At 65.3% G+C, this 18871-nt stretch carries 18 protein-coding genes and 1 pseudogene; 9 read left to right on the top strand and 10 right to left on the bottom strand.

Annotated features, from left to right (window positions below; genetic code table 11):
* Nucleotides 1-422, bottom strand: a 422-nt coding sequence (locus tag WAO18_RS11985; RefSeq protein ID WP_422206496.1) for a biotin/lipoyl-containing protein, incomplete at its 3' end; no start/stop codon positions are given.
* 324 nt (nucleotides 423-746) lie between these two features.
* Here WAO18_RS11985 and WAO18_RS11980 point away from each other — a divergent pair.
* Together WAO18_RS11980 and WAO18_RS11975 are read left to right on the top strand one after the other, a co-directional pair.
* A complete protein-coding gene (locus WAO18_RS11980) occupies nucleotides 747-1115 on the top strand; it encodes a hypothetical protein (RefSeq protein ID WP_422206495.1) in 369 nt (122 codons plus the stop codon).
* 21 nt (nucleotides 1116-1136) lie between these two features.
* Nucleotides 1137-1853, top strand: a pseudogene (locus tag WAO18_RS11975) (hypothetical protein); the annotation flags it as partial.
* A gap of 42 nt (nucleotides 1854-1895) precedes the next feature.
* On the opposite strand, the gene WAO18_RS11970 reads toward WAO18_RS11975, so the two are convergent.
* Nucleotides 1896-3452: a leucyl aminopeptidase gene (locus WAO18_RS11970; protein WP_422206494.1), complete on the bottom strand. Its 1557-nt coding sequence runs from the start codon at nucleotides 3450-3452 to the stop codon at nucleotides 1896-1898.
* Between the two features lie 113 nt (nucleotides 3453-3565).
* On the opposite strand from WAO18_RS11970, the gene WAO18_RS11965 reads away from it, so the two are divergent.
* Nucleotides 3566-4465: a hypothetical protein gene (locus WAO18_RS11965; RefSeq protein ID WP_422206493.1), complete on the top strand. Its 900-nt coding sequence runs from the start codon at nucleotides 3566-3568 to the stop codon at nucleotides 4463-4465.
* On the opposite strand, the gene WAO18_RS11960 is transcribed toward WAO18_RS11965, so the two are convergent.
* Nucleotides 4438-5565: an adenylate/guanylate cyclase domain-containing protein gene (locus WAO18_RS11960; RefSeq protein WP_422206492.1), complete on the bottom strand. Its 1128-nt coding sequence runs from the start codon at nucleotides 5563-5565 to the stop codon at nucleotides 4438-4440. The genes WAO18_RS11965 and WAO18_RS11960 overlap by 28 nt on opposite strands.
* Before the next feature lie 14 nt (nucleotides 5566-5579).
* Here WAO18_RS11960 and gcvT point away from each other — a divergent pair, with 14 nt between their 5' ends.
* The 4 genes from gcvT to WAO18_RS11940 all read left to right on the top strand — a co-directional run bounded on the left by gcvT (nucleotide 5580) and on the right by WAO18_RS11940 (nucleotide 9523).
* On the top strand, nucleotides 5580-6677 hold the full coding sequence (gene gcvT, locus WAO18_RS11955) for a glycine cleavage system aminomethyltransferase GcvT (RefSeq protein ID WP_422206491.1): 1098 nt from the start codon (nucleotides 5580-5582) through the stop codon (nucleotides 6675-6677).
* 99 nt (nucleotides 6678-6776) lie between these two features.
* Entirely contained in the window at nucleotides 6777-7883 is a 1107-nt protein-coding gene (locus WAO18_RS11950) for a branched-chain amino acid aminotransferase (protein ID WP_422206490.1), read from the top strand.
* A 133-nt stretch (nucleotides 7884-8016) separates the two neighbouring features.
* On the top strand, nucleotides 8017-8724 hold the full coding sequence (locus WAO18_RS11945; protein WP_422206489.1) for a GAF and ANTAR domain-containing protein: 708 nt from the start codon (nucleotides 8017-8019) through the stop codon (nucleotides 8722-8724).
* Between the two features lie 40 nt (nucleotides 8725-8764).
* Nucleotides 8765-9523, top strand: coding sequence for a GAF and ANTAR domain-containing protein (locus tag WAO18_RS11940; RefSeq protein ID WP_422206488.1), 759 nt, complete (start codon nucleotides 8765-8767; stop codon nucleotides 9521-9523).
* Between the two features lie 5 nt (nucleotides 9524-9528).
* Here WAO18_RS11940 and WAO18_RS11935 read toward each other — a convergent pair whose 3' ends face one another.
* The 3 genes from WAO18_RS11935 to WAO18_RS11925 all read right to left on the bottom strand — a co-directional run bounded on the left by WAO18_RS11935 (nucleotide 9529) and on the right by WAO18_RS11925 (nucleotide 13193).
* The gene (locus tag WAO18_RS11935) at nucleotides 9529-10332 is read right to left on the bottom strand and encodes a GAF and ANTAR domain-containing protein (RefSeq protein ID WP_422206487.1); all 804 of its coding nucleotides are present in this window, start codon (nucleotides 10330-10332) and stop codon (nucleotides 9529-9531) included.
* A 57-nt stretch (nucleotides 10333-10389) separates the two neighbouring features.
* On the bottom strand, nucleotides 10390-12024 hold the full coding sequence (locus tag WAO18_RS11930) for a fatty acyl-AMP ligase (RefSeq protein ID WP_422206486.1): 1635 nt from the start codon (nucleotides 12022-12024) through the stop codon (nucleotides 10390-10392).
* 365 nt (nucleotides 12025-12389) lie between these two features.
* Nucleotides 12390-13193 (bottom strand): transglutaminase-like domain-containing protein, encoded by an 804-nt coding sequence (locus tag WAO18_RS11925; RefSeq protein WP_422206485.1) that lies wholly within the window; start codon nucleotides 13191-13193, stop codon nucleotides 12390-12392.
* Between the two features lie 300 nt (nucleotides 13194-13493).
* Here WAO18_RS11925 and WAO18_RS11920 point away from each other — a divergent pair, with 300 nt between their 5' ends.
* On the top strand, nucleotides 13494-15068 hold the full coding sequence (locus tag WAO18_RS11920; RefSeq protein ID WP_422206484.1) for a wax ester/triacylglycerol synthase domain-containing protein: 1575 nt from the start codon (nucleotides 13494-13496) through the stop codon (nucleotides 15066-15068).
* A gap of 14 nt (nucleotides 15069-15082) precedes the next feature.
* Here WAO18_RS11920 and WAO18_RS11915 read toward each other — a convergent pair whose 3' ends face one another.
* Genes WAO18_RS11915 through WAO18_RS11900 form a run of 4 tightly spaced genes read right to left on the bottom strand, consistent with a single transcriptional unit; the run spans nucleotide 15083 to nucleotide 18045 of the window.
* The gene (locus WAO18_RS11915) at nucleotides 15083-15823 is read right to left on the bottom strand and encodes an adenosylcobinamide-GDP ribazoletransferase (RefSeq protein WP_422206483.1); all 741 of its coding nucleotides are present in this window, start codon (nucleotides 15821-15823) and stop codon (nucleotides 15083-15085) included.
* Nucleotides 15820-16872: a nicotinate-nucleotide--dimethylbenzimidazole phosphoribosyltransferase gene (gene cobT / locus WAO18_RS11910; RefSeq protein ID WP_422206482.1), complete on the bottom strand. Its 1053-nt coding sequence runs from the start codon at nucleotides 16870-16872 to the stop codon at nucleotides 15820-15822. Before cobT ends, WAO18_RS11915 begins: the two co-directional genes overlap by 4 nt.
* Nucleotides 16869-17405, bottom strand: coding sequence for a bifunctional adenosylcobinamide kinase/adenosylcobinamide-phosphate guanylyltransferase (locus tag WAO18_RS11905; protein WP_422206481.1), 537 nt, complete (start codon nucleotides 17403-17405; stop codon nucleotides 16869-16871). The genes cobT and WAO18_RS11905 overlap by 4 nt, the downstream gene beginning before the upstream one ends.
* A gap of 28 nt (nucleotides 17406-17433) precedes the next feature.
* Nucleotides 17434-18045 carry a DUF3043 domain-containing protein gene (locus WAO18_RS11900; protein ID WP_422206498.1) on the bottom strand — a complete coding sequence of 204 codons (612 nt, stop codon included), beginning with the start codon at nucleotides 18043-18045 and terminating at the stop codon, nucleotides 17434-17436.
* A gap of 162 nt (nucleotides 18046-18207) precedes the next feature.
* Between WAO18_RS11900 and WAO18_RS11895 the strand changes: the two genes are divergently transcribed.
* A partial coding sequence (locus WAO18_RS11895) for a glycerate kinase (protein ID WP_422206497.1) occupies nucleotides 18208-18871 on the top strand: 664 nt, incomplete at its 3' end.

Genomic DNA, 18871 nt, shown 5'->3' with positions numbered 1-18871 from the left:
GGCATCAACACCGGATGCGAGTCTCCAGAGGCGGCGGACACCTGCGGCTCAGCGGGCGGCTGCGGCTCTGCCTGCGGTTGCGGTTGCGCTGCGGGCGCGGCCTGCGGCTCCGGTTGTGGTTCTGGTGCAGCTTGCGCGGGCGGCTGTTCGATGGGCTGTTCGGCGCCCCCCTGGGTGGCTTCCGTCCCGTCGCCGATCACGGCCAGCTCGCCGCCGACCTCGACGGTGTCGTCTTCATGGGCGACGATCTTGGTGAGCACGCCCGCTGCGGGCGAGGGGATTTCGGTGTCGACCTTGTCGGTGGACACCTCCAGCAAAGGCTCATCGAGCTCGACGGTGTCGCCTTCTTGCTTGAGCCAGCGAGTGACGGTCCCCTCAGTCACGCTTTCACCGAGTGCCGGCATTTGAACTGAGAAGGCCATCTCTGTCGACTCCTCGATCGATCGGTCGGTGGGCGCGCATCGACCTCTGGCTTACCACAGCGTGGTGTAGCCGAGCTGCACCCTTGATTACCGAAACCATCCTGTCACTGCGGCGCCGTGGGCACACAACCAGGGCAAGCGGTGGCAAAGGGCGTTCGGCCGCGGCGGGGGCGGGCAAACGGACCCAACGAATTCCGTCCCAAGTCCAATTTATTGGACCGAGAGACCAATGAAATGGATGTTGCCGCCAAAAAAGCCCGCTGTAATCGGCATTTAATGCGATTTGTATTTTGAAAAGCCGAAAAACTGGATATCTTGTTCGTCGTGTACCCCGATGACAGCGGCAAGGAACTTGCCACCGTGCTCTCCTACCTGGCCGGTCGTTCCCTGAGTAGGGAAGAGATCTGGACGGCGATGGAACTCCCGCGCTCCACTTATTACGACCAGTTGGACAAGGGAACCCTGATCACCGCCGACAACCTCCGGGTTGCCGCGGCCAACCTCGGCATCAATCGCGCCGAGTTGCTGACCCGCTACCGGTTCATCGAGCCGGAAGAGGTCACCGCGCTGGCTGAAGAGATTCGTGGCGGTGCCCCGATGCACGCCGCGGCGGTCAGCGGCAGCGTGAAAACGCTTCAGCAGCCGACGAAGATCTCGGAGTGGCGGCCGCGCTCCGACGCACCCCCGCTGTAACAACTGCCTACGAGTACCGCTGTGGCCCTTAGCGCTCTCATCTTCCTCACTCTCGCATCCATCGGGTGGAGCCTCTGGATACGGCGAGTCACCTGGCGTTGCCGGTGGGAAGTCGCCGCGACACTCAACATCGCTCTGCAGGGGTCCGCGGTCGCTCTAATGTCCCCGCAGGCCTCCCACACGCTGGGCGTTGTTTTGCACGACATCACCGGCGTGTGGAACTTGCAGAACTACGTCGGCCACGACTGCTACATCGTCGCCGCGTCGGCGATCGTCTACAACGCTGTCGGTCGGCTTGAAGACGACTCCGCGCTGCAGAGGTCGTTCAAGCAGTGGGTGGAGCGGCCGGCAACGCTGTGCATTCCGCTGTTGCTCGCCACCTTCACGTTGAGCCGTGGCAGCAAGGTATACACCAGCGATTTCTTCGCGCTGCCCACCGACTTCTGGCTGAGCGTGTACTGGGTGTTGCTCTGCGGAACCCTGGCTTATCTGCTGGCTTTCGGCTCGCGCGCGCTGTTGGTGCTGCGCAAGGACTCGCGGTCGAGGAACATCGCCAGCCTCTATCTGGTCTTTTCGGCCAGCGGCATTTCTGCGTGCCTGGTGCGGATCGTCACTGCGGTGATACCTCCGTTCCAAGGCCCGGTGAGTACCGGGATGGTCTGGCTATTCGCGTGTTCGTGCGGCGCCGGTTTCGCTTTGACGTCTGCACACTCCTGGCAGCAGAAGGTCAGATGGTTTCATCGGCCGGTGGTGCACAACTATCCTCGCGCAGCGCGATCGCTAGCCGTTCGCCGCGATGTCTTCCAGCACTGCGAACATGGTGCGAGTCGGCACACCCGTGGCCCCTTTAGGCGTGTAACCCCAAGGGCTGCCGGTGTTGTAGGCCGGCGCCGCGACGTCGATATGCGCCCAGTCGACCCCGTCTGCGACGAACTCGCGAAGGAACACCCCGGCCACCAGCATCCCCGCGAACCGCTGGCCGCTGACGTTGGCCAGGTCGGCGACCGTCGACTTCAGATCGTCCTTCAACTCGTCGGGCAGCGGCATCGGCCAACCGTTCTCGCCGACCCGCTGAGAGATCGCGGCCACCCTTTCGCGGAAATCGTCGCTGCCCATCACACCTGGAGTGCGTGAGCCGAGCGCCACCGTCTGCGCGCCGGTCAGAGTCGACGTTTCGATCAAGTAGTCGGGATCGTCCTCGCAAGCGCGGACGATCGCGTCGGCCAGGATCAGCCGGCCCTCGGCGTCGGTGTTGAGTACCTCGACGGTCGTCCCGCCGTACTGGGTCAGCACGTCACCAGGGCGCTGCGCCGTCGACGACGGCATGTTCTCGGCCATCGGCACGGTGGCGATCACATCGATCGGCAATTCCAACTGGGCGGCCAGCGCCACGGTCGCGATGACCGCTGCGGCGCCGCCCATGTCGGAGGTCATGTAGTGCATCGACGCCGCCGGCTTGATCGATATGCCGCCGGTGTCGAATGTCACGCCTTTACCGACCAGGGCTACCTTCTTGGCCTGCTTGGGCTTCTTGGCCAGTCGCGAACCATGATGGGCCAACCGCACCAATCGCGGCAGCCGCGACGAGCCTTTCCCGACTCCGATGACGCCGCCGTAGCCGTGCTTCTGCAGCGCCTTGTCGTCGAGCACCTCAACCTCGAGCCCAACGGAATCACCCAAAGCCTTTGCGCGCTTTGCGAATTCGGCCGGGAAAAGGTGACTGGGCGGCGTGTTGACCAGGTCGCGAGCGGTGGCGACCGCCGTCGCCACCGCCGTTGCGTGGGCGGCCAGCGTTTTGGCTGCCTTATCGGTGGACAACACCGTGATGGTTCGCAGGCCCGGGTCTTTTGGAGCCGTCTTGTCGGTGCGGAACTCGGTGAACCGGTAACTGCCCAGCACCAGCCCCTCGACTGCGGCCTCCAGGACTCCGGCACCCGGCAACGCGGCCAGCGTGCTGATCGCGGTCTCGGCGCCACTCAGTGCCCGCGCCGCCGAGCCGGCCGCGCGGCGGATGGTGTCCGCCGGCCACTCGTCGCGCTGCTTGCCCACACCTACCGTCAGGACGCTTGCGACTTGCAGCGATTTCACCACCAGTCGGTGCACCTGCTCGCTGGCGCCGGTGGCGTTCAGTGCCCGCAAGCCGTCCTCGATTTCGGTGACCGCGTCTTTCGGCAAGAAGGATTCGGCAGCGGCGACGACCGCACCGGGCTCGTCGTTGACGTCCTCAGGACCCGACGACACCACCGGAATGACCAACACCGCCGATTTGGCGCCCCGACGGGGCAGCGAGGAGGCGACCGAGACAGCGGGGGCTAGGTAACCGGGTTGCGTGCTCACGGATATCAACCCTAACGATCGCCGGTTTGGGTTGCCGGTCGGTTAGGGAAAGGTTTCCGCGTCGCCCGTGTCTTGGCCCTGTTCAAGCGCTTGGTGCGGCTACTATTTCGCCGATGCCGACGGGACAAATTGCCGATTCCTGCGTGCTGTGGACCGGCTTCGACATATCGATTGCGGCAAGGAACTACGCGCAGTTTGCCGGTGTCCTCGCCGGCTTTGCATTCGTCGTGATCAACCTCGTGCTCGACCGCGGCTATCGACGTCGCAGCGACGGTAAGTCGCGCGCCGCGCATGAGATCGAGCACGAGACGTTGACCGGCGTCGCGTTGATGAATGCGTTTCTGGGACTGTTCTTGTCGGCCATCCAGTACAGCCTGCTGGCCGGTGAAAATGGCTGCGCCCTCACCGGCGGCCGGGCCGCGTCGGCGGAATTGCTCGGCGGCATTTGCTTTGTGGCATCGGTCTACATGTTGCTGTACGCGGTCGTGCAGTTCGTGTCGGGTTCGGCGGGGACGCTCGCGAAACACTGTGTGTTCATCGTCGCAGTGCTGGTTCCGCCGATCGCCGTCTTCTTCATCGAGGCGACGATCTCGGATTTGGCCCTCGCCCTGGCGGATCCGACAACACGACAGCCCCTTCAGCCGTTGTGGGATGACGCCAACAACCTCTCGGTTCCGATAGCGCTGGCGGTCCTGACCGTCAGCGCGGGTATGTGGGTAGTCGGGCGCCCGCGACGGAAGTCGGAGACGCCGTCGAGCCCTCGTGTCCACCAGTTCCGCACCGCGCTTCCTTACATCACGGTCGTCGTGGTGATCTCCGCGGTCGTACGCGCCGTATCAGCGCTACCGGTGCGGAATCCGTCCGCGCATCTGGCTGCAGGCGAGGCGTGGCTTTGGGTGGCGGTCTTCGCTGGCCTGATGCTGGTGCAGAGCACGGCGTTGTCGTTGCAGACCGGCATCGAGGTCGCCGACGCCGAGCGGCCGGATCAGGCGTCGGCGCGACCAAGGTCGTAGGCGATCACCGGAGCGTCGAAACCCTTGAGCTGCAACGGTTCCTGAACGACGGCGGGCCACTGCGGCAGCTGTTCATACACGTCCGCCGCGGCCAGGATCTGTTCCGGCGCCGCTGCGGCCACCAGCCGGGCAGCGAGGTTGACCGCGTTACCGAAGTAGTCACCGTTGATGGCCAGGATCTCGCCGTAACCGAGACCGGCGCGGACCTGCAGTCCGGCTTCGCGCGCCCGGGGATGGTCGACGAGGTCGACCGCGGCTTTGGCCAGCCGTTCCGGGTTCGAGCTCACCCACATCACGGCGTCGCCGAGGAACTTCACCACCCGACCGCCGTCGGCATGCACCACGTCGCTGACGGTGGCGCCGAACTCGGTGAGCATTGTCGACAACTCCGCGGGTGTCAGCGTCTGGGTCAGCGCGGTGAAGCCGGACAGATCGGCAAACCCGACGCCGCACAAAATACTCGCCGACGGGCCTGTGTCGACGCCCTCGATGAACGTGCGGGTACTGACCAGATGGTGGCGGTGGAAGGCGTCGATCATGGCGCCGACACGGGGGACGAACTCTGCGGCTTCGCGGTAGACCCGTGCGGTGGCGAGCTCGTCTCCGGTAAGGCCGAGCCACATTTTGGGTTCGCTTGTCCGGATCATCGACGATATCGCCTCGGCCAGCCGGGCCACGGTCGCTCCGAGCACCCGCAGGAAGCCGTCGGCGGCGTCGGGGCCCATCTGCATTCTCATCGCCACCCAGGTCGCCAGGCTGTCGACGTCGGCCTGACTCAACACTGGCGTATCCGGACCTGCGACGGTCAGGCCGAGCATGGCCCAGCCGTGTTCGACGTCGGCTAACTCCACACCGATCGCATCCGCGGCGGTCCGCAGGGTATGGATCGGGGGACCAGACCACAGCAGGACATCGCCGGCGAGACCGAATAGCCGGCCCTGACGCTCGGCCACGACCATTTCCTCGGCGGTGAAGCCGAGTTCCGCCAAGTACTCGAGCAGTCCGGCCCGCTCCCGCGCATTGGCAATCCCCGCAACTTGCATGGCATCGAAGTCCAGCGAATCGGCCACCTGGCCAAGTGTGCCAGTCGAGGCTCGCATTAGGGTGAAATGCCGTGACTGACGATTTGTTGCACGGGCCGCTGGATGACCGCCACCGCGAACACGGTGCGACCTTCGCCGCGTTCGGTGGCTGGCTGATGCCGGTGTCGTATGCCGGCACCGTCGCCGAGCACACCGCAACTCGCAATGCCGTCGGCTTATTCGATGTCAGCCACTTGGGCAAGGCGTTGGTTCGCGGACCCGGCGCCGCGAAATTCGTCAACTCGACGCTCACCAACGACCTCGACCGAATTCAGCCGGGCAAGGCGCAGTACACGTTGTGCTGCAACGAATCTGGCGGGGTTATCGACGACCTGATCGCCTACTACGTCGGGCCCGACGAAATGTTCCTGGTGCCCAACGCCGCCAACACCGCCGCCGTCGTCGCCGCGCTGAAAGATGCTGCACCCGCCGAGATCACCATCACCGACGAGCATCGGTCTTACGCGGTACTCGCTGTGCAGGGCCCACGGTCGACAGAAGTGCTCACCGAACTGGGTCTGCCAACCGACATGGACTACATGGGCTACGCCGACGCGACGCTGGAGGGCGTACCGGTGCGGGTGTGCCGCAGCGGATACACCGGTGAGCACGGCTACGAGCTGCTACCGCCGTGGGACTCGGCCGATGTGGTTTTCGATGAGCTGCTGGCAGCGGTCACGCGCTCGAACGGACAACTGGCCGGACTCGGGGCGCGCGACACGTTGCGCACCGAGATGGGTTATCCGCTGCACGGCCACGAACTGTCTGCCGACATCTCGCCACTGCAGGCCCGCTGCGGCTGGGCGATCGGCTGGAAGAAGGACGCGTTCTTTGGCCGCGACGCGCTGCTGGCCGAGAAGGAGGCGGGTCCGCGGCGGCTGCTGCGGGGTCTGCGAGTGCTGGGCCGCGGTGTGCTTCGGCCTGAGTTGAACGTTCTCGACGGAGACACCACGGTTGGGGTCACCACATCGGGAACGTTCTCCCCGACGCTGAAAGTCGGTATTGCGTTGGCGCTGATCGATGTTGACGCAGGTATCGAGGACGGCCAGCACGTCACCGTCGACGTTCGTGGTCGCGGCGTCGAATGCGAAGTGGTGCGCCCACCGTTTGTCGATCCGAAAACTCGATAGCGCCCGGTTATACAATCACCTGATGACCTGCGTCGGCGACGATGCAGTTGGGGCACCTCCCGCTTGCGGGGGACGGAGCGATGAGGAGGAGCGGCGCACATGAGCAGCGACGTCCTCGAGTTCACGGTGTCTCGCATCGCAAACCCGGCTAGCGACGACGCGCGCCAGGCGATCCTCGCCGACCCCGGCTTCGGCAAATATCACACCGACCACATGGTGTCGATCGACTACACCCACGAGCAGGGTTGGCACGACGCACAGGTCTGCGCATACGGGCCGATCGAATTGGATCCGTCGGCGATCGTGCTGCACTACGCGCAGGAAATCTTCGAAGGACTCAAGGCTTACCGCTGGGCCGACGGGTCGATCGTGTCTTTTCGTGCCGAAGCCAACGCCGCGCGAATGCAGGCGTCGGCGCAGCGGATTGCCATTCCCGAACTGCCCGAGGAGCTGTTCCTGGAATCGCTGCGCCAACTGATCGCGGTCGACAGTGTCTGGGTGCCGCCGGCCGGCGGCGAGGAGTCGCTGTATCTGCGCCCGTTCGTCTTCGCCACCGAGCCGGGTTTGGGTGTCCGACCGGCGAAGCAGTACCGCTATATGGTGATCGGCTCACCGGCGGGGGCGTACTTCAAGAATGGCATCAAGCCGGTAACAGTCTGGGTCTCAACGGATTACGTGCGCGCCAGCCCGGGCGGAACCGGTGCGGCGAAGTTCGGCGGCAACTATGCCGCCTCGCTGGTCGCCCAGGCCGAAGCCGCCGAACAGGGTTGCGAACAGGTGGTCTGGCTGGACGCTGTTGAGCGCCGCTACATCGAAGAGATGGGCGGCATGAACCTGTTCTTCGTGTTTGGCAGCGGTGGTTCGGCCCGCTTGGTCACACCGGAGCTGTCCGGTTCGCTGTTGCCCGGAATCACGCGAGATTCGTTGCTGCAGTTGGCAACCGACGCCGGGTTCGCCATCGAGGAACGCAAGGTCGATATGGACGAGTGGCAGAAGAAAGCCGCCGCCGGCGAGATCACCGAGGTGTTCGCCTGTGGCACGGCCGCAGTCATCACGCCCGTCTCGCAGGTGAAGTACGGCGACAGCGAATTCACCATCGGCGACGGCGAATCCGGCGAGGTGACGATGGCATTACGCGACACCCTCACCGGAATTCAGCGAGGCACCTTCGCCGACACCCACGGCTGGATGTCACGGCTCGGCTGAACGTTTCGCCTCGACCACGGTTGCGGTGGGTCCATAGCGGGCTCGTAATCCGGTCCAATTAGTGCGAGGGTGGGGAGATGAAGCCCCCGCCGAGATATCCGGCCGCAGCTGCGCGGCCCTTGTTCGGCTAAATGTGGCAATCCACGAGCAGCTGCTCGCCGCCGTTGACGGCCGGCGTGGGGTCGAGGCGGCCGACCGCCTGTGCGAGGCCTGCGTGGGTCTCTTCGAGATTGAGGCTGCCGCAATTTCGTTAATCTTCGACGGGGCGAGCAGCGGAACACTGGGATCCAGCGGTGCGCCCGCCCGCATCTACGACGAACTGCAGTTCACCCTCGGGGAGGGACCGTGCCTGGACTCGGTTACCCGGCGGATGCCGATTCTGGCCGCCGACCTCGCCGGTACCGATGAGGGTCGTTGGCCGGTGTATGGCCCGGCCATGTTGGCCCACCGGGTTAGAAGTGTCTACGCGATACCCGTCGTGGTGGCCGGCGAATTCGTCGGCGCTATCGACTTTTTCGCGGCGCAGCCGGGCCCACTGTCAGGCGGGAACATGACCGGAGCGGTCGCGGCCGCGGAGCTCGCCGCCATCCCACTATTGGACCTTCTGGATGCCGATCTACAGGCAGCTGTCACCGATCCCACCAGCAATGCCTGGGCCGAACTGAACACGCTGAGCCGGGCGGAGGTCAGCCAAGCTACCGGCATGCTGGTCGCCCAGCTGGAGGTGGAGCCCGCCGAGGCCCTGGTCCGGCTCCGCGCCCACGCGTATGCCACCAACCGCAGCGTGACCGACGTCGCGCGCGACATCCTCGAGCGCCGACTGAAGCTCGAGGCCAATTGATCCGCATTTCGGCGGATGTGAATTCGGGAAGGATGCCAAGGTGCCCGAGAGTTCTCGCGAAACCCGCGTGCTGGACGCGGTCGTCTCGCTCGTCGACAGCCTGCTGCACGACTTCGATGTGGTCGATTTACTGACCGGCCTCACGGAGCGCTGCGTTGACCTGCTCGACATCGAGGCGGCAGGATTTCTGCTGGCCGACCCGCTAAATCAGCTCCGTATGCTGGCCGCAACGTCCAAGGAAGCCCGCGAGCTGGAGCTGTTCCAGCTGCAAGTTAATGAGGGCCCATGCGTGGACTGCTACGCCACCGGCGAACCCGTTACGGTCGCCGATATTCAGCTGGAAGCAGACCGGTGGCCGCAGTTCGTTCGGGCCGCCGTCGATGCCGGCTTTTCCTCGGTGCACGCCGTCCCGATGCGGGCTGCCGGCACCGTGTTGGGTGCGCTCGGTTTGTTCGGCATCCGGCCCGGCAAACTCAGCGAAGCCGATCTGCTTGTCGGCCAGACGCTGGCACACATCGCGTGCGTCGCGATCCTGCAGGAGCTGCCGCCCACCCCCGCCACCGTGATGCCGCAGCTGCGCTCGGCGTTGACCAGTCACGTCCTCGTCGAACAGGCAAAAGGCTTCCTGCGCGGATCGCTCGATGTGTCCGTGGAGGAGGCGTTCAGCCTGCTGCGCACCTATGCGCGCGATCGCGGCCAACATTTGACCGACGTCGCTCACCAATTGATGAGCGATCGAGATTCCCGCTCGACGCTCGTCGGCGACCTGGCCGAAATGCTGGCCGCGCCACCGCATTGACGGGCTCAGCGATGGCGGGCCTGGGCCCGCCGCACGGCCTCCTCGACCAGGCGTTCGGCGACTGCATAAAGCTTGACGTTCTCGCTCTGGCTGAGCTGAGCCAGCCGTTCGAAGGCCTCATCGGCGCCGCCCCCCGAACGGCTGCGAAGGATCCCGATCGCCTGATCGATCACCGATCGGCTGTCCAACGCCCGCTGCAACCGGACGGTGCGTTCTTGGGCACGTGCCAATAACTGCGCGTTATAGACGGATATCGCTGCGGGCCTGGCGAATTGCGACCCCAGCTGCACAGCGTGGTCTGCGAAAGCGTCGCGACTCTTGGCATACGCGTTGATCGAACCGATCACCTGTTCACCGACGATCAATGGCAGTGCCAGCGCGGAGTGCACACGCATCCGAGCTGCCCGCCCGCCGAAGTGCGGCCAGCGGCTGTCGCTGCCCAGCGATCCGCTGACTGTCGGCCGCCGTGATTCCATGCACGTGATGCACGGCCCTTCTTTCAGCTCTTCGTACTGAGCCCTATCAATCTCGTGGACGAGGATCGCGGTTGCCGCCCAGGTCTGAACGGTGGGTTTGTGGTGCCGCGGGTCGATCAACGAGACGCCCACGCCGTCGGCGCCGGGAATCGCCTGGACGGCGAACTCCGCCACGTCGCCGAGAAGGTCGATCACTCCCTGGGCGCCGGCCACGATTCCGGCCACTTTGCGAAGTCCCGCGTAAAGTTCGGTCTCGTCTGCTTCCAACTGGCTAGGGGACAGTTCGGGCCCCGACGGCGGTATGCGGCCGGGCTGGGAGTCGAAGTCGGCCAACGTCCCTCCTGCACCCTGGATAACTGACAAATCTACTCGCTCTCGGCACCCGCGAAATCAGTTGACGAGCGAGAAACTGTGGGCGCGCCGCAGCTTGCCCGACGGGGTCTTGGGAATCATTCCCGGCCTGAGCACCACGACATTGCGGGGCCGGACATCGACTTCGGCGACCACCTCGTGCGCCACCCGCTGCTCCATGTGCCGAACCTCCGCGATGTCCTCCCAGCTGTTGGACTCCACAGCGACGGCGAACGTCTCCCGGCGGTGTCCGGCGTTCAGGCGCACCGCCACCGCACAGCCGGCCCGGACGCCGGAGACGCGGGCGGCCGCGCGCTCGATGTCGGTCGGATAGATGTTGCGACCGGCCATGATGATCACGTCCTTGACCCGGCCGCAGACGACGATGCGACCGGATTCGGTGAGGTAGCCAAGGTCGCCCGTGTCATACCAACCCTGATCATCCTGCGCCGCAACGAAACCGGCCATCGTGGTATAGCCGAGCGTCACCGATTCGCCGCGCATCTCGATGACGCCGACGCACCGGGCCGGAAGGACGTTGTCATCCTCGTCGACGATGCGAGCCTCCAGCCCCTGCAGCAGGCGCCCAAGCGTGGCCAGCCGCCGGGTCTTGCCCTTGGTTGCCGGGATGGCTCGGTGCAGAACGGCGAGCATGTCGGCGTCGACCTCGTCGACCACCAGCCCTGCGCCGCACTCGGTGAACGATGCGGCCACGGTCGTCTCGGCCATGCCGTAAGCCGGCAGGATCGCTTCGGGACGCAACCCGAAAGGTCTGCCCGCTGCACATAAATCTTCGACATCAGCGGGTTCGACTTGTTCGGCGCCCGACAACGCCCACCGCAGACTGGACAGGTCGAACTGACCGGGCTGAGCCAGCTTGCGAAGGCGCTTGGCGAACAACGTGTAGGCGAAGTTCGGTGCCGCGGTCATCGTTCCCTTGTATTTGTCGATGAGCTTGGCCCACAGCAGGGTGTCATGGAGGAAATCCATCGGCGTGATCTTGACCAGTTCGACGCCGAAAAACATCGGTACGGTCAGGTAGCCGGTCATGCCCATGTCGTGGAACAGCGGTAACCAGCTGACGATCACGTCGGTGTCAATGTCGACGCTTGCGCCGACAAACATCGCCTCAGCGTTCGACACCACGTTGCGATGCGTGATCTGGACGGCCTTTGGCGATCCGGTGGACCCCGAGGTCAACTGCAGCAGGGCGATGTCGTCGTCGCCGGTCTCGATCGGATGTGTCGGGTTGCTGTCGAGCAGCGTTTCGATGATCAGCACTTCGACGCCGAGCTGTGATAGCAACGGGGCCGCTGCCATGAACGGATCGGAGATGACCACCGTCTTCGCGCCGATCATCTTGATGACGGTGGCGGTTTCCTCGGCCCAGCGCGCAAGATCTGTGCGGGGAGTGGGTTGGTGGAGCATGGTGAGGCTGGCGCCGCGCATCCAGACCCCCTGACCCGTCGGCGCGATTTCGACTGGTGCACCGGCCAATAGCGCGACGGCGTCACCATGGCCGACGCCGGCCGAGGCCAAGCCACCCGCGATCCGACGCGCGCGCTCATGCACCTCACCCCAGGAATGCCGCAGCGGGCAATCGGGCTCCCCGGTGACCAAACCTTTCGAACTCGACTGGGCGGTGTCATACATCGTTTGGGTGAATTTGCTCAAGGCCATTCCTTCGGCTGCGCGTCGGGGCGTGGAGTCTGGTCTGCGCATGGGTGAATGCAGCCAATGCCTTGGCGTTGAGCCGTAAAGCTTTTAGCAACGGCCAAGACTTGAGGACCTCACTCTGTCAAGGGCCAACCTGGAAACGCAACCTCTGACCGTCGGATTAATCGAGTGTGCAGACACGCTTCGGCGGGGACCTCTTGTGGATCGCCACCGGACGTTTCCGGCAGGCTGCGGAGTCAACCGCGACCACCATACCTCAGCAACCCGCCGTGGACGCGTTGTTGCCGGGGTGATTGTCGCTCAGAACAATTCGGCACCGTGAATGACCATTGCCGCGTGCAATCAGCCGATCAGGTCTGCCTTCAACGGATAGATACCATGTGGTCGATTGAATCCACCGGCAAGTCGCCGTCAACAACGGCGGTCACTGACAGCCAGTTGAGGGTGATCGAGCCCTTGTGGTTATCGAGGAACGCGGTGTCGGCGGCGTCGCGACCAGTGGCTATTCGGACCAGGGTTTGTCGCGGCGCCAGCAGGGTGGCATCCACCACCCGCCACTGTCCCTCGACAAAAGCCTCCGCCACCGCGTGGAAGTCCATCGGGAACAGGCCAGGGGCGTAGACGGAAACCAGGCGCGCCGGGACATTGACCGCGCGTAGCAGCGCCACTACCAGGTGCGCGAAGTCGCGGCAGACGCCCTGACCGATGAGCAACGTATCGACTGCTCCGTCGATCGGATCACTCGATCCTGCAACATAACTCAGCCTGGTTCCAACCCATGAGCTGACGTTCTCCAGCAGTGTCGCCGAATCACCGTAGGTGCCGAATTCAGTCGCCGCGAAGCCATAGAACTTATCGGCCTCGGCGTAGCGGCTGGGCCGCAGATACATCGAGAGGTCGTGGTCGGTCACCGGAGCCGGATCGGTCTGACCGACGATCGTCGCCGCGTAGTCGACTCTCAGATGGCCCGCGGGTGCCTCGAACTTGTGGATGCGGTTGCCGTGCACGCCGCTGATCTCCAAAGGGTCAATCGGGCGTCCGTTCAAGACGAAATGCAGTGACTCGAGTACTTCGGTGCGCGGGTGCGGCGCAACGGCAATCTGAAACTCCAGCGTCGTGGGCACCGTGATTTCGACTTCGAGCTCGGCGCTTACTTCTCGTCTCATAGCGCGATACTGCGCCGCTTGTCAGGGATGTGCCAGCGGTGCGACGTGTTGGGGCCAGACCGGGGTTTAATCCTGGTCCCAGATGGCCTACCCTGGACAACAGTGACGGATTGAACAGGTTGCGTTCTTTGATCCGTTGCCAGACGGCCGTTGGCGCAACTGTGGTGTTAAACAGTCAGCGCCAGGCCGGCCGCCGTCGATCTATCGCTGTGTGTGCAAACGCGGCGCGGTTCCGCTCGGAGCCGGTTACGAGTCAGCGCCGATTTCTGCGGCGCGCTGGACTGATTCGGTCGATATCGGGTGCATGCTTATCGACTATGCAGCCCCTGGCGCACAGGTTTAGTCGCGAAGTTGGGCGAAGGGGATGGCGCGTTGACGGTTACGCGGTTGTCGGGAACCGATGCGCTGTCGCTACACACACAGAGCCAGAAGATACCGGCGCACACCGTAGCGCTGCTCATCATGGAGGCCTCCGAGCAACTCAGTCACCAGCGGCTGCGTGACGTGGTGGCGACCTCGTTGCCGCAACTGGCGCGCTTCCGCAGCCGATTGGTCAACAAGCCGCTCGGAATGGGGCAGCCGGTGTGGGCCGAGATCGAGGACTACGACCCTTCACCGCAAATTCATCAAGCCACCGTTCCCGCTCCCGGTGGACAGCGTGAATTCGCTGACCTTATCGCCCATCTCAGCACCGGGGCACAGCGTCGCAATCAGCCGTTGTGGGAAGCGTGGAGCATCAACGGTTTGGCAGCGGGCCGGTGGGCGTTGGCGGTGAAGATGTCGCCGGCGCTCAACGACGGAGCCGCTGGGGCGGCATCCGTCTGGCCGCGGCTGCTGACCGCCGGGCCGAGCGACGATCCGGCCAACAATCTGCCGATCGAGCCGAGCATAGGCGCGCGGCCGTCGGTCGCTGAAATGGTCACCGATGTGCTGACCGAATTCCTCGAGAACCAGCTCACCGGCATGTGGCTGATCGGTGACACCGTCTCGAATGCGCTGCAAACCGTGCGTAATCGGCTGCGGGATCAAGGCGTGACGGCCCAAGACTCCGCCTCGATGAGTGGACCAGTTCCGCGCACGGTGTTCAACGAGCCGCTGACACAACGACGTGCCGTGGCCTTCAGCTCGATCTCGCTGGCCGATGTCAAGGCGGTCAGCAGCGCATTTGGGGGCAGCATCACCAATGTGGTTCTGGCTGCGTGCGCAATGTCATTGCGTGCCTGGCTGACACGGCATGACACGATGCCCGACCATCCGCTGCTGATGCGAATGCCGTTCGAGTTACCGGCGACAGATGCCACCAATATTGGAAAGGCGTTGACAGTTGGGCGGCTTCGTGTCCCGGTGCACCTGGATGATCCTGTCCAGATCCTCGCCAACCTTCATACCGCCACCGAGAGACTGAACGTCATCCGTGCTCAGGCGCCCGAAACTGATTCGCCCGCAATCAACGTCGAGGTTATCGCGTCGATGATCCCGCCGACCGTTGCGCAGGTGGGTATGGAACTTTACAGTCGATCGGGCGTGCGCAACCAGCTCCCGCCGAGCTGTCACGGCGCTGTTTCCTATACGGCTGTTGACCCGGTGCAGGCGTACTGCGCCGGCGCCCGGGTCGTCAGCATGAATACCGTGGCGCCACTTAGTGAGGGCTGCGGGTTGAACATCGCGCTGACCGCTCGCGGTGACACGCTTGAGATAGGCGTGTGTGCGTGCCCGGACAATGTGCCTGCCGTTGATGAAATCGCCACCGGGATCGCGCTTTCCGTCGATACGCTGCTCGCGGCCGCGGTAAAATCCCCTCGGGGAGAAGGCCGTTCCGTCGTCACAGAGATGACGTCGCATCCCGCGAATCGCCCACGCGGCGCATCACGGTGACGTGACACGTGAGCTCAGAACCGTGCCAACGCCGCGAGCAGAACTGCAGTCATCGTCGTGGTCAATTCGATTGCGGCGCCCAGCACGTCGCCGCTGACGCCACCGAACCGGTGTACGCAGTGCCGGACCAGCAACGCGGCGCCGGTTAGCGCGACCAGGACCGCGACCGGACCCTGCCACGGATGCCGGCCCGCCGCCGAAGAAGCGGCGAGCACTACCACAACCCAGGCGATCACCGCCGGTGCGGACTGGCTGCCGACGACCCGGGCGCCCAACATGCTTCCGGGTGCGGCCGGTAATCCCCGGCGGCAGGCCAGCACCGCCGCCACCCGGCCGGCGCACACCGCGACCACGATCGCGGGCGCGCACAGCGCCGAAAACGCCAGTCCCTCAAAGATGATCACCAACACGATGGTTGCCACACCGAACGGTCCGGTGGTCCCGTCGCGCATCACCTGCAGCGCACGCTCGGGCGGCCCGTAACAGCCCAGCCCGTCGGCGGTATCGGCTACCCCGTCGATGTGCAAGCCACGGGTGACTGCCAGCAGGGTGGCCACCCCGAGCAGGCCGGGCAACGGATTACCCGCGCCGAAGGCAAACCCGCCGGCCCACACCACCGCGGCGACCAGCGCGCCTATCGTCGCGCCGACCACCGGCAGTGCGGTCATCGCACCGCGCCCGAACGGTCGACTTGACCTGCCAGGAACCCGGATAACGGTCTCGAAGGCGAAAGCTGTTGCCAGCGATCGGATCACGATGTATGGGGGCGGTCGGTGACGTTGGCTTCGGCAAATGTCGCCATGGACGACAGTGCGGCCACCGCTGCTCGCAGCACCGGTAGTGCCACCGCTGCGCCGGTGCCCTCGCCGAGTCTCATTTTTAGATCCAGGATCGGGTCCAGGCCAAGCTGTGCCAGCGCGAGCGCATGCGCCGGCTCGGTCGAAAGATGACCGGCCTGCCACCACAGCCGGGCACCTGGCGCCAGTTGTTCGGCGATCAGCGCCGCGGCCGTCACCACCATGCCGTCCAGCAGCACGGGTGTTCGCCTTAACGCGGCCTGCGCACAGAAGCCGGCCAGGCCCGCCAAATCGGCTCCGCCGCAACATTGCAGTGTCGCGATCGGAGCGGCAATGACGGGCTGCACGCGGAACAGCGCATCGCGCACCGCTGCGGTTTTGCGGGCCCAGCCGGCGTCGTCGATGCCCGATCCATAGCCCACCGCGGCAACGGGCTCCACGCCCGTCAGTGCGGCAACCAGAACCGTTGCCGCAGTGGTATTTCCGATACCCATATCGCCGGCGATCAGCAGATCGGCGCCGGCGTCGACCTCCTCGTCGGCAATCTGGCGGCCGGCGTCGACGGCGTCGCGGGTTTCCTGCTCGGTGAGGGCATCCTCGACAGCGATGTCGCCGCTGCTTCGCCGCACTTTGTGGGCGCCTGCCTGCCGGGACAGCGGGTCGGCGTCCACGGCGAGGTCGACGACGCGCACCGTCGCCCCGGCGATATCGGCCAGGGCGTTGATCGCCGCGCCGCCGGCGTCGATGTTGGCGACCATCTGTCCGGTGACCTCCGGCGGGTAGGCCGACACTCCCGACCGGGCGATGCCGTGGTCGCCGGCGAACACCACGATCCGTGCACGTTCGAATTGTGTTGGTGGGCAATGTCCTTGACACGACGCAACCCAGACTGACAGATCCTCTAGGCGGCCCAGCGCGCCGCGCGGTTTGGTGAGGGTGTCCTGACGCGCACGGGCGGCCGCCGCGGCCGCTGTGTCAGGTGGCGCCACCGGCGCGAACATCGTCATGCTTGGGGCTGCTTGATCGGCAGCGGCTGCCCGGCCACAACGAGAACGACCCGCTCGCACAGCGCCGCAAGGCGCTGATTGAGGGTGCCCAGCTCGTCGGTGAACCGGCGCCCTGACGGGGTGGCGGCCACCACCGCCAGCCCGACTTCCGGGCTGACCAGTACCAGCGGTGAGCTAAATTCGCCGACCGCGGCCGAAAGCTCGTCGAGGTCGGCCGCGACCGAGCCGCCGTCCCAAGCCTGACGGCGATCCAGAATGGCGGTCAACCAGCCGCCGATATCGTCGACCAGTGTCGCCGTACCCGGAGATCTTCGCAATTGCTCTGCAACGTCGTCGGTTTCGACGGTGGACCAGTGTTCTGGCCGGCGGTCGCGATGCTCAGCGATGCGTTGCCGCCACGCCGGATCGCCGTCGACAACGTGTCCGGTCGCCAGGTACTGCACGGTCTGATCCGCCTGCACCGACTCGGTGATGGCGGCTTCGGCCCACCGGGACTTTCCTGACCTGATTCCGCCGAGCACCAGGGTTCGCACCGTGGATCAGTCAGCTTTCCGGCCAGGTCTAGTCGACACTGGCGCCGTGCTTGACTTGGGGTCGCGGTGCCCGCATCCGGCGCATCTGCGAGGCTCGGCTGGCCGCGTAAAGCCCTAATTTCCAACGGCTTTCGGTGTTGTCCGGAAATTTCTCGTCCACTAGACGAGCGACCTTGCGGCCGAGAATGAGCCCGTCGAGTGCCATCAGAGCCATCAGCACAAGCATCGCCGGTGAGATATAGAACTGAAGCTGCGGCACGGCAAACATGATGAACAGCAGCCCAAGGGCCGACGGCATGAACAGCCCGAGCACGTTGCGACGGGCATCCACCACGTCACGGACGAACCGGCGCACCGGGCCCTGGTCGCGCGACAGCAGGTAGCGCTCGTCGCCGTTCATCATGAGTTCTCGCCGCTCAGCCGTCTGGGTTCGCCGGACCGTGCTCTGCTCGCGGCGTTCCTCACGACTGAGCTTGGGGCCTGACAGCGACTTTCGCCGCGCCCGGGCCTCCGACGTGGTCATCGGCGCCGGTGCCACCGGGCCTTTGCGACCGGCATTGCGTCGTGGCGTTGGCCGTCCTTTGGGTGCAGTGGTCTGCCGGGGTGCGGACGACAGCTCGGTACCGGACACTTCCACGATCTCCGCCGGAGTCGCGGCATCGGTGACGCCCTCGTCTTTCTTACGGCCCAGCAGTTTCACGCTCGCCAGGTTACTTCGCGGCGGAGGTGTCGGCGAAATGGCGGGGCAAACGAGCGGCCTACTCTTGCTCAGATGAGTGAGTCGGCGCACCCGATGCCGACCTTGAGGATGCTCATCGCCCCAGACAGTTACGGCGACACCCTGACCGCCGTCGAAGCGGCGGCCGCCATCGCGGCGGGTTGGAACCGGGTGCGCCCCGGCGACCATGTGGTCGTCGCCCCGCAATCCGACGGCGGCCCGGGGTTCGTCGAAGTGCTGGCCAGCCGGCTGGGAGAACGGCGGCAGCTGCAGGTGTGCGGCCCGCTGACCGACGAGGTGCGGGCCGAGTGGGTGCTGGATGCGGCGTCTGCGACCGCATACCTCGAATGTGCCCAGGCGTGCGGGTTGGCCCTGCTCGGTGGCCCGCCGACACCGCAGACGGCGCTCGAGGCGCACAGCAGGGGAGTTGGCCGGCTGATCGTCGCGGCGATGGATGCGGGTGCCGGCCGGATCGTCGTCGGCCTTGGCGGCAGTGCAAGTACCGACGGTGGCCGCGGCCTGATCGACGAGCTCGGCGGCCTCGATGCGGGACGGCGACGGCTTGCCGGGATCGAGTTGATCGCGGCGTGCGACGTGGAATACCCGCTGACCGGGCCGTGGGGAGCGGCCCGGGTCTTCGGCCCACAGAAGGGTGCCGATCCGGCCAGGGTGACGGCGCTCGAGCAGCGGCTCGCGCGGTGGGCCGGCGAGCTGGACGCAGCCGCCGGGCGCCCGGTCAGTGCGGAGT

Source organism: Mycobacterium sp., from assembly GCF_049278535.1.
Classification (GTDB): Bacteria; Actinomycetota; Actinomycetes; order Mycobacteriales; family Mycobacteriaceae; genus Mycobacterium.
The sequence above is the reverse complement of the archived record's forward strand: the minus strand, read 5'-3'. Positions and strand labels throughout refer to the sequence as shown.

Excerpts from the sequence above, each read along its gene's own strand:
- WAO18_RS11950 (WP_422206490.1), top strand. The coding sequence starts at position 6,777 with ATGAGCAGCGACGTCCTCGAGTTCACGGTGTCTCGCATCGCAAACCCG.
- WAO18_RS11960 (WP_422206492.1), bottom strand. The coding sequence starts at position 5,565 with ATGCGAGCCTCGACTGGCACACTTGGCCAGGTGGCCGATTCGCTGGAC.
- WAO18_RS11965 (WP_422206493.1), top strand. The coding sequence starts at position 3,566 with ATGCCGACGGGACAAATTGCCGATTCCTGCGTGCTGTGGACCGGCTTC.
- cobT (WP_422206482.1), bottom strand. The coding sequence starts at position 16,872 with ATGACGATGTTCGCGCCGGTGGCGCCACCTGACACAGCGGCCGCGGCG.
- WAO18_RS11925 (WP_422206485.1), bottom strand. The coding sequence starts at position 13,193 with ATGAGACGAGAAGTAAGCGCCGAGCTCGAAGTCGAAATCACGGTGCCC.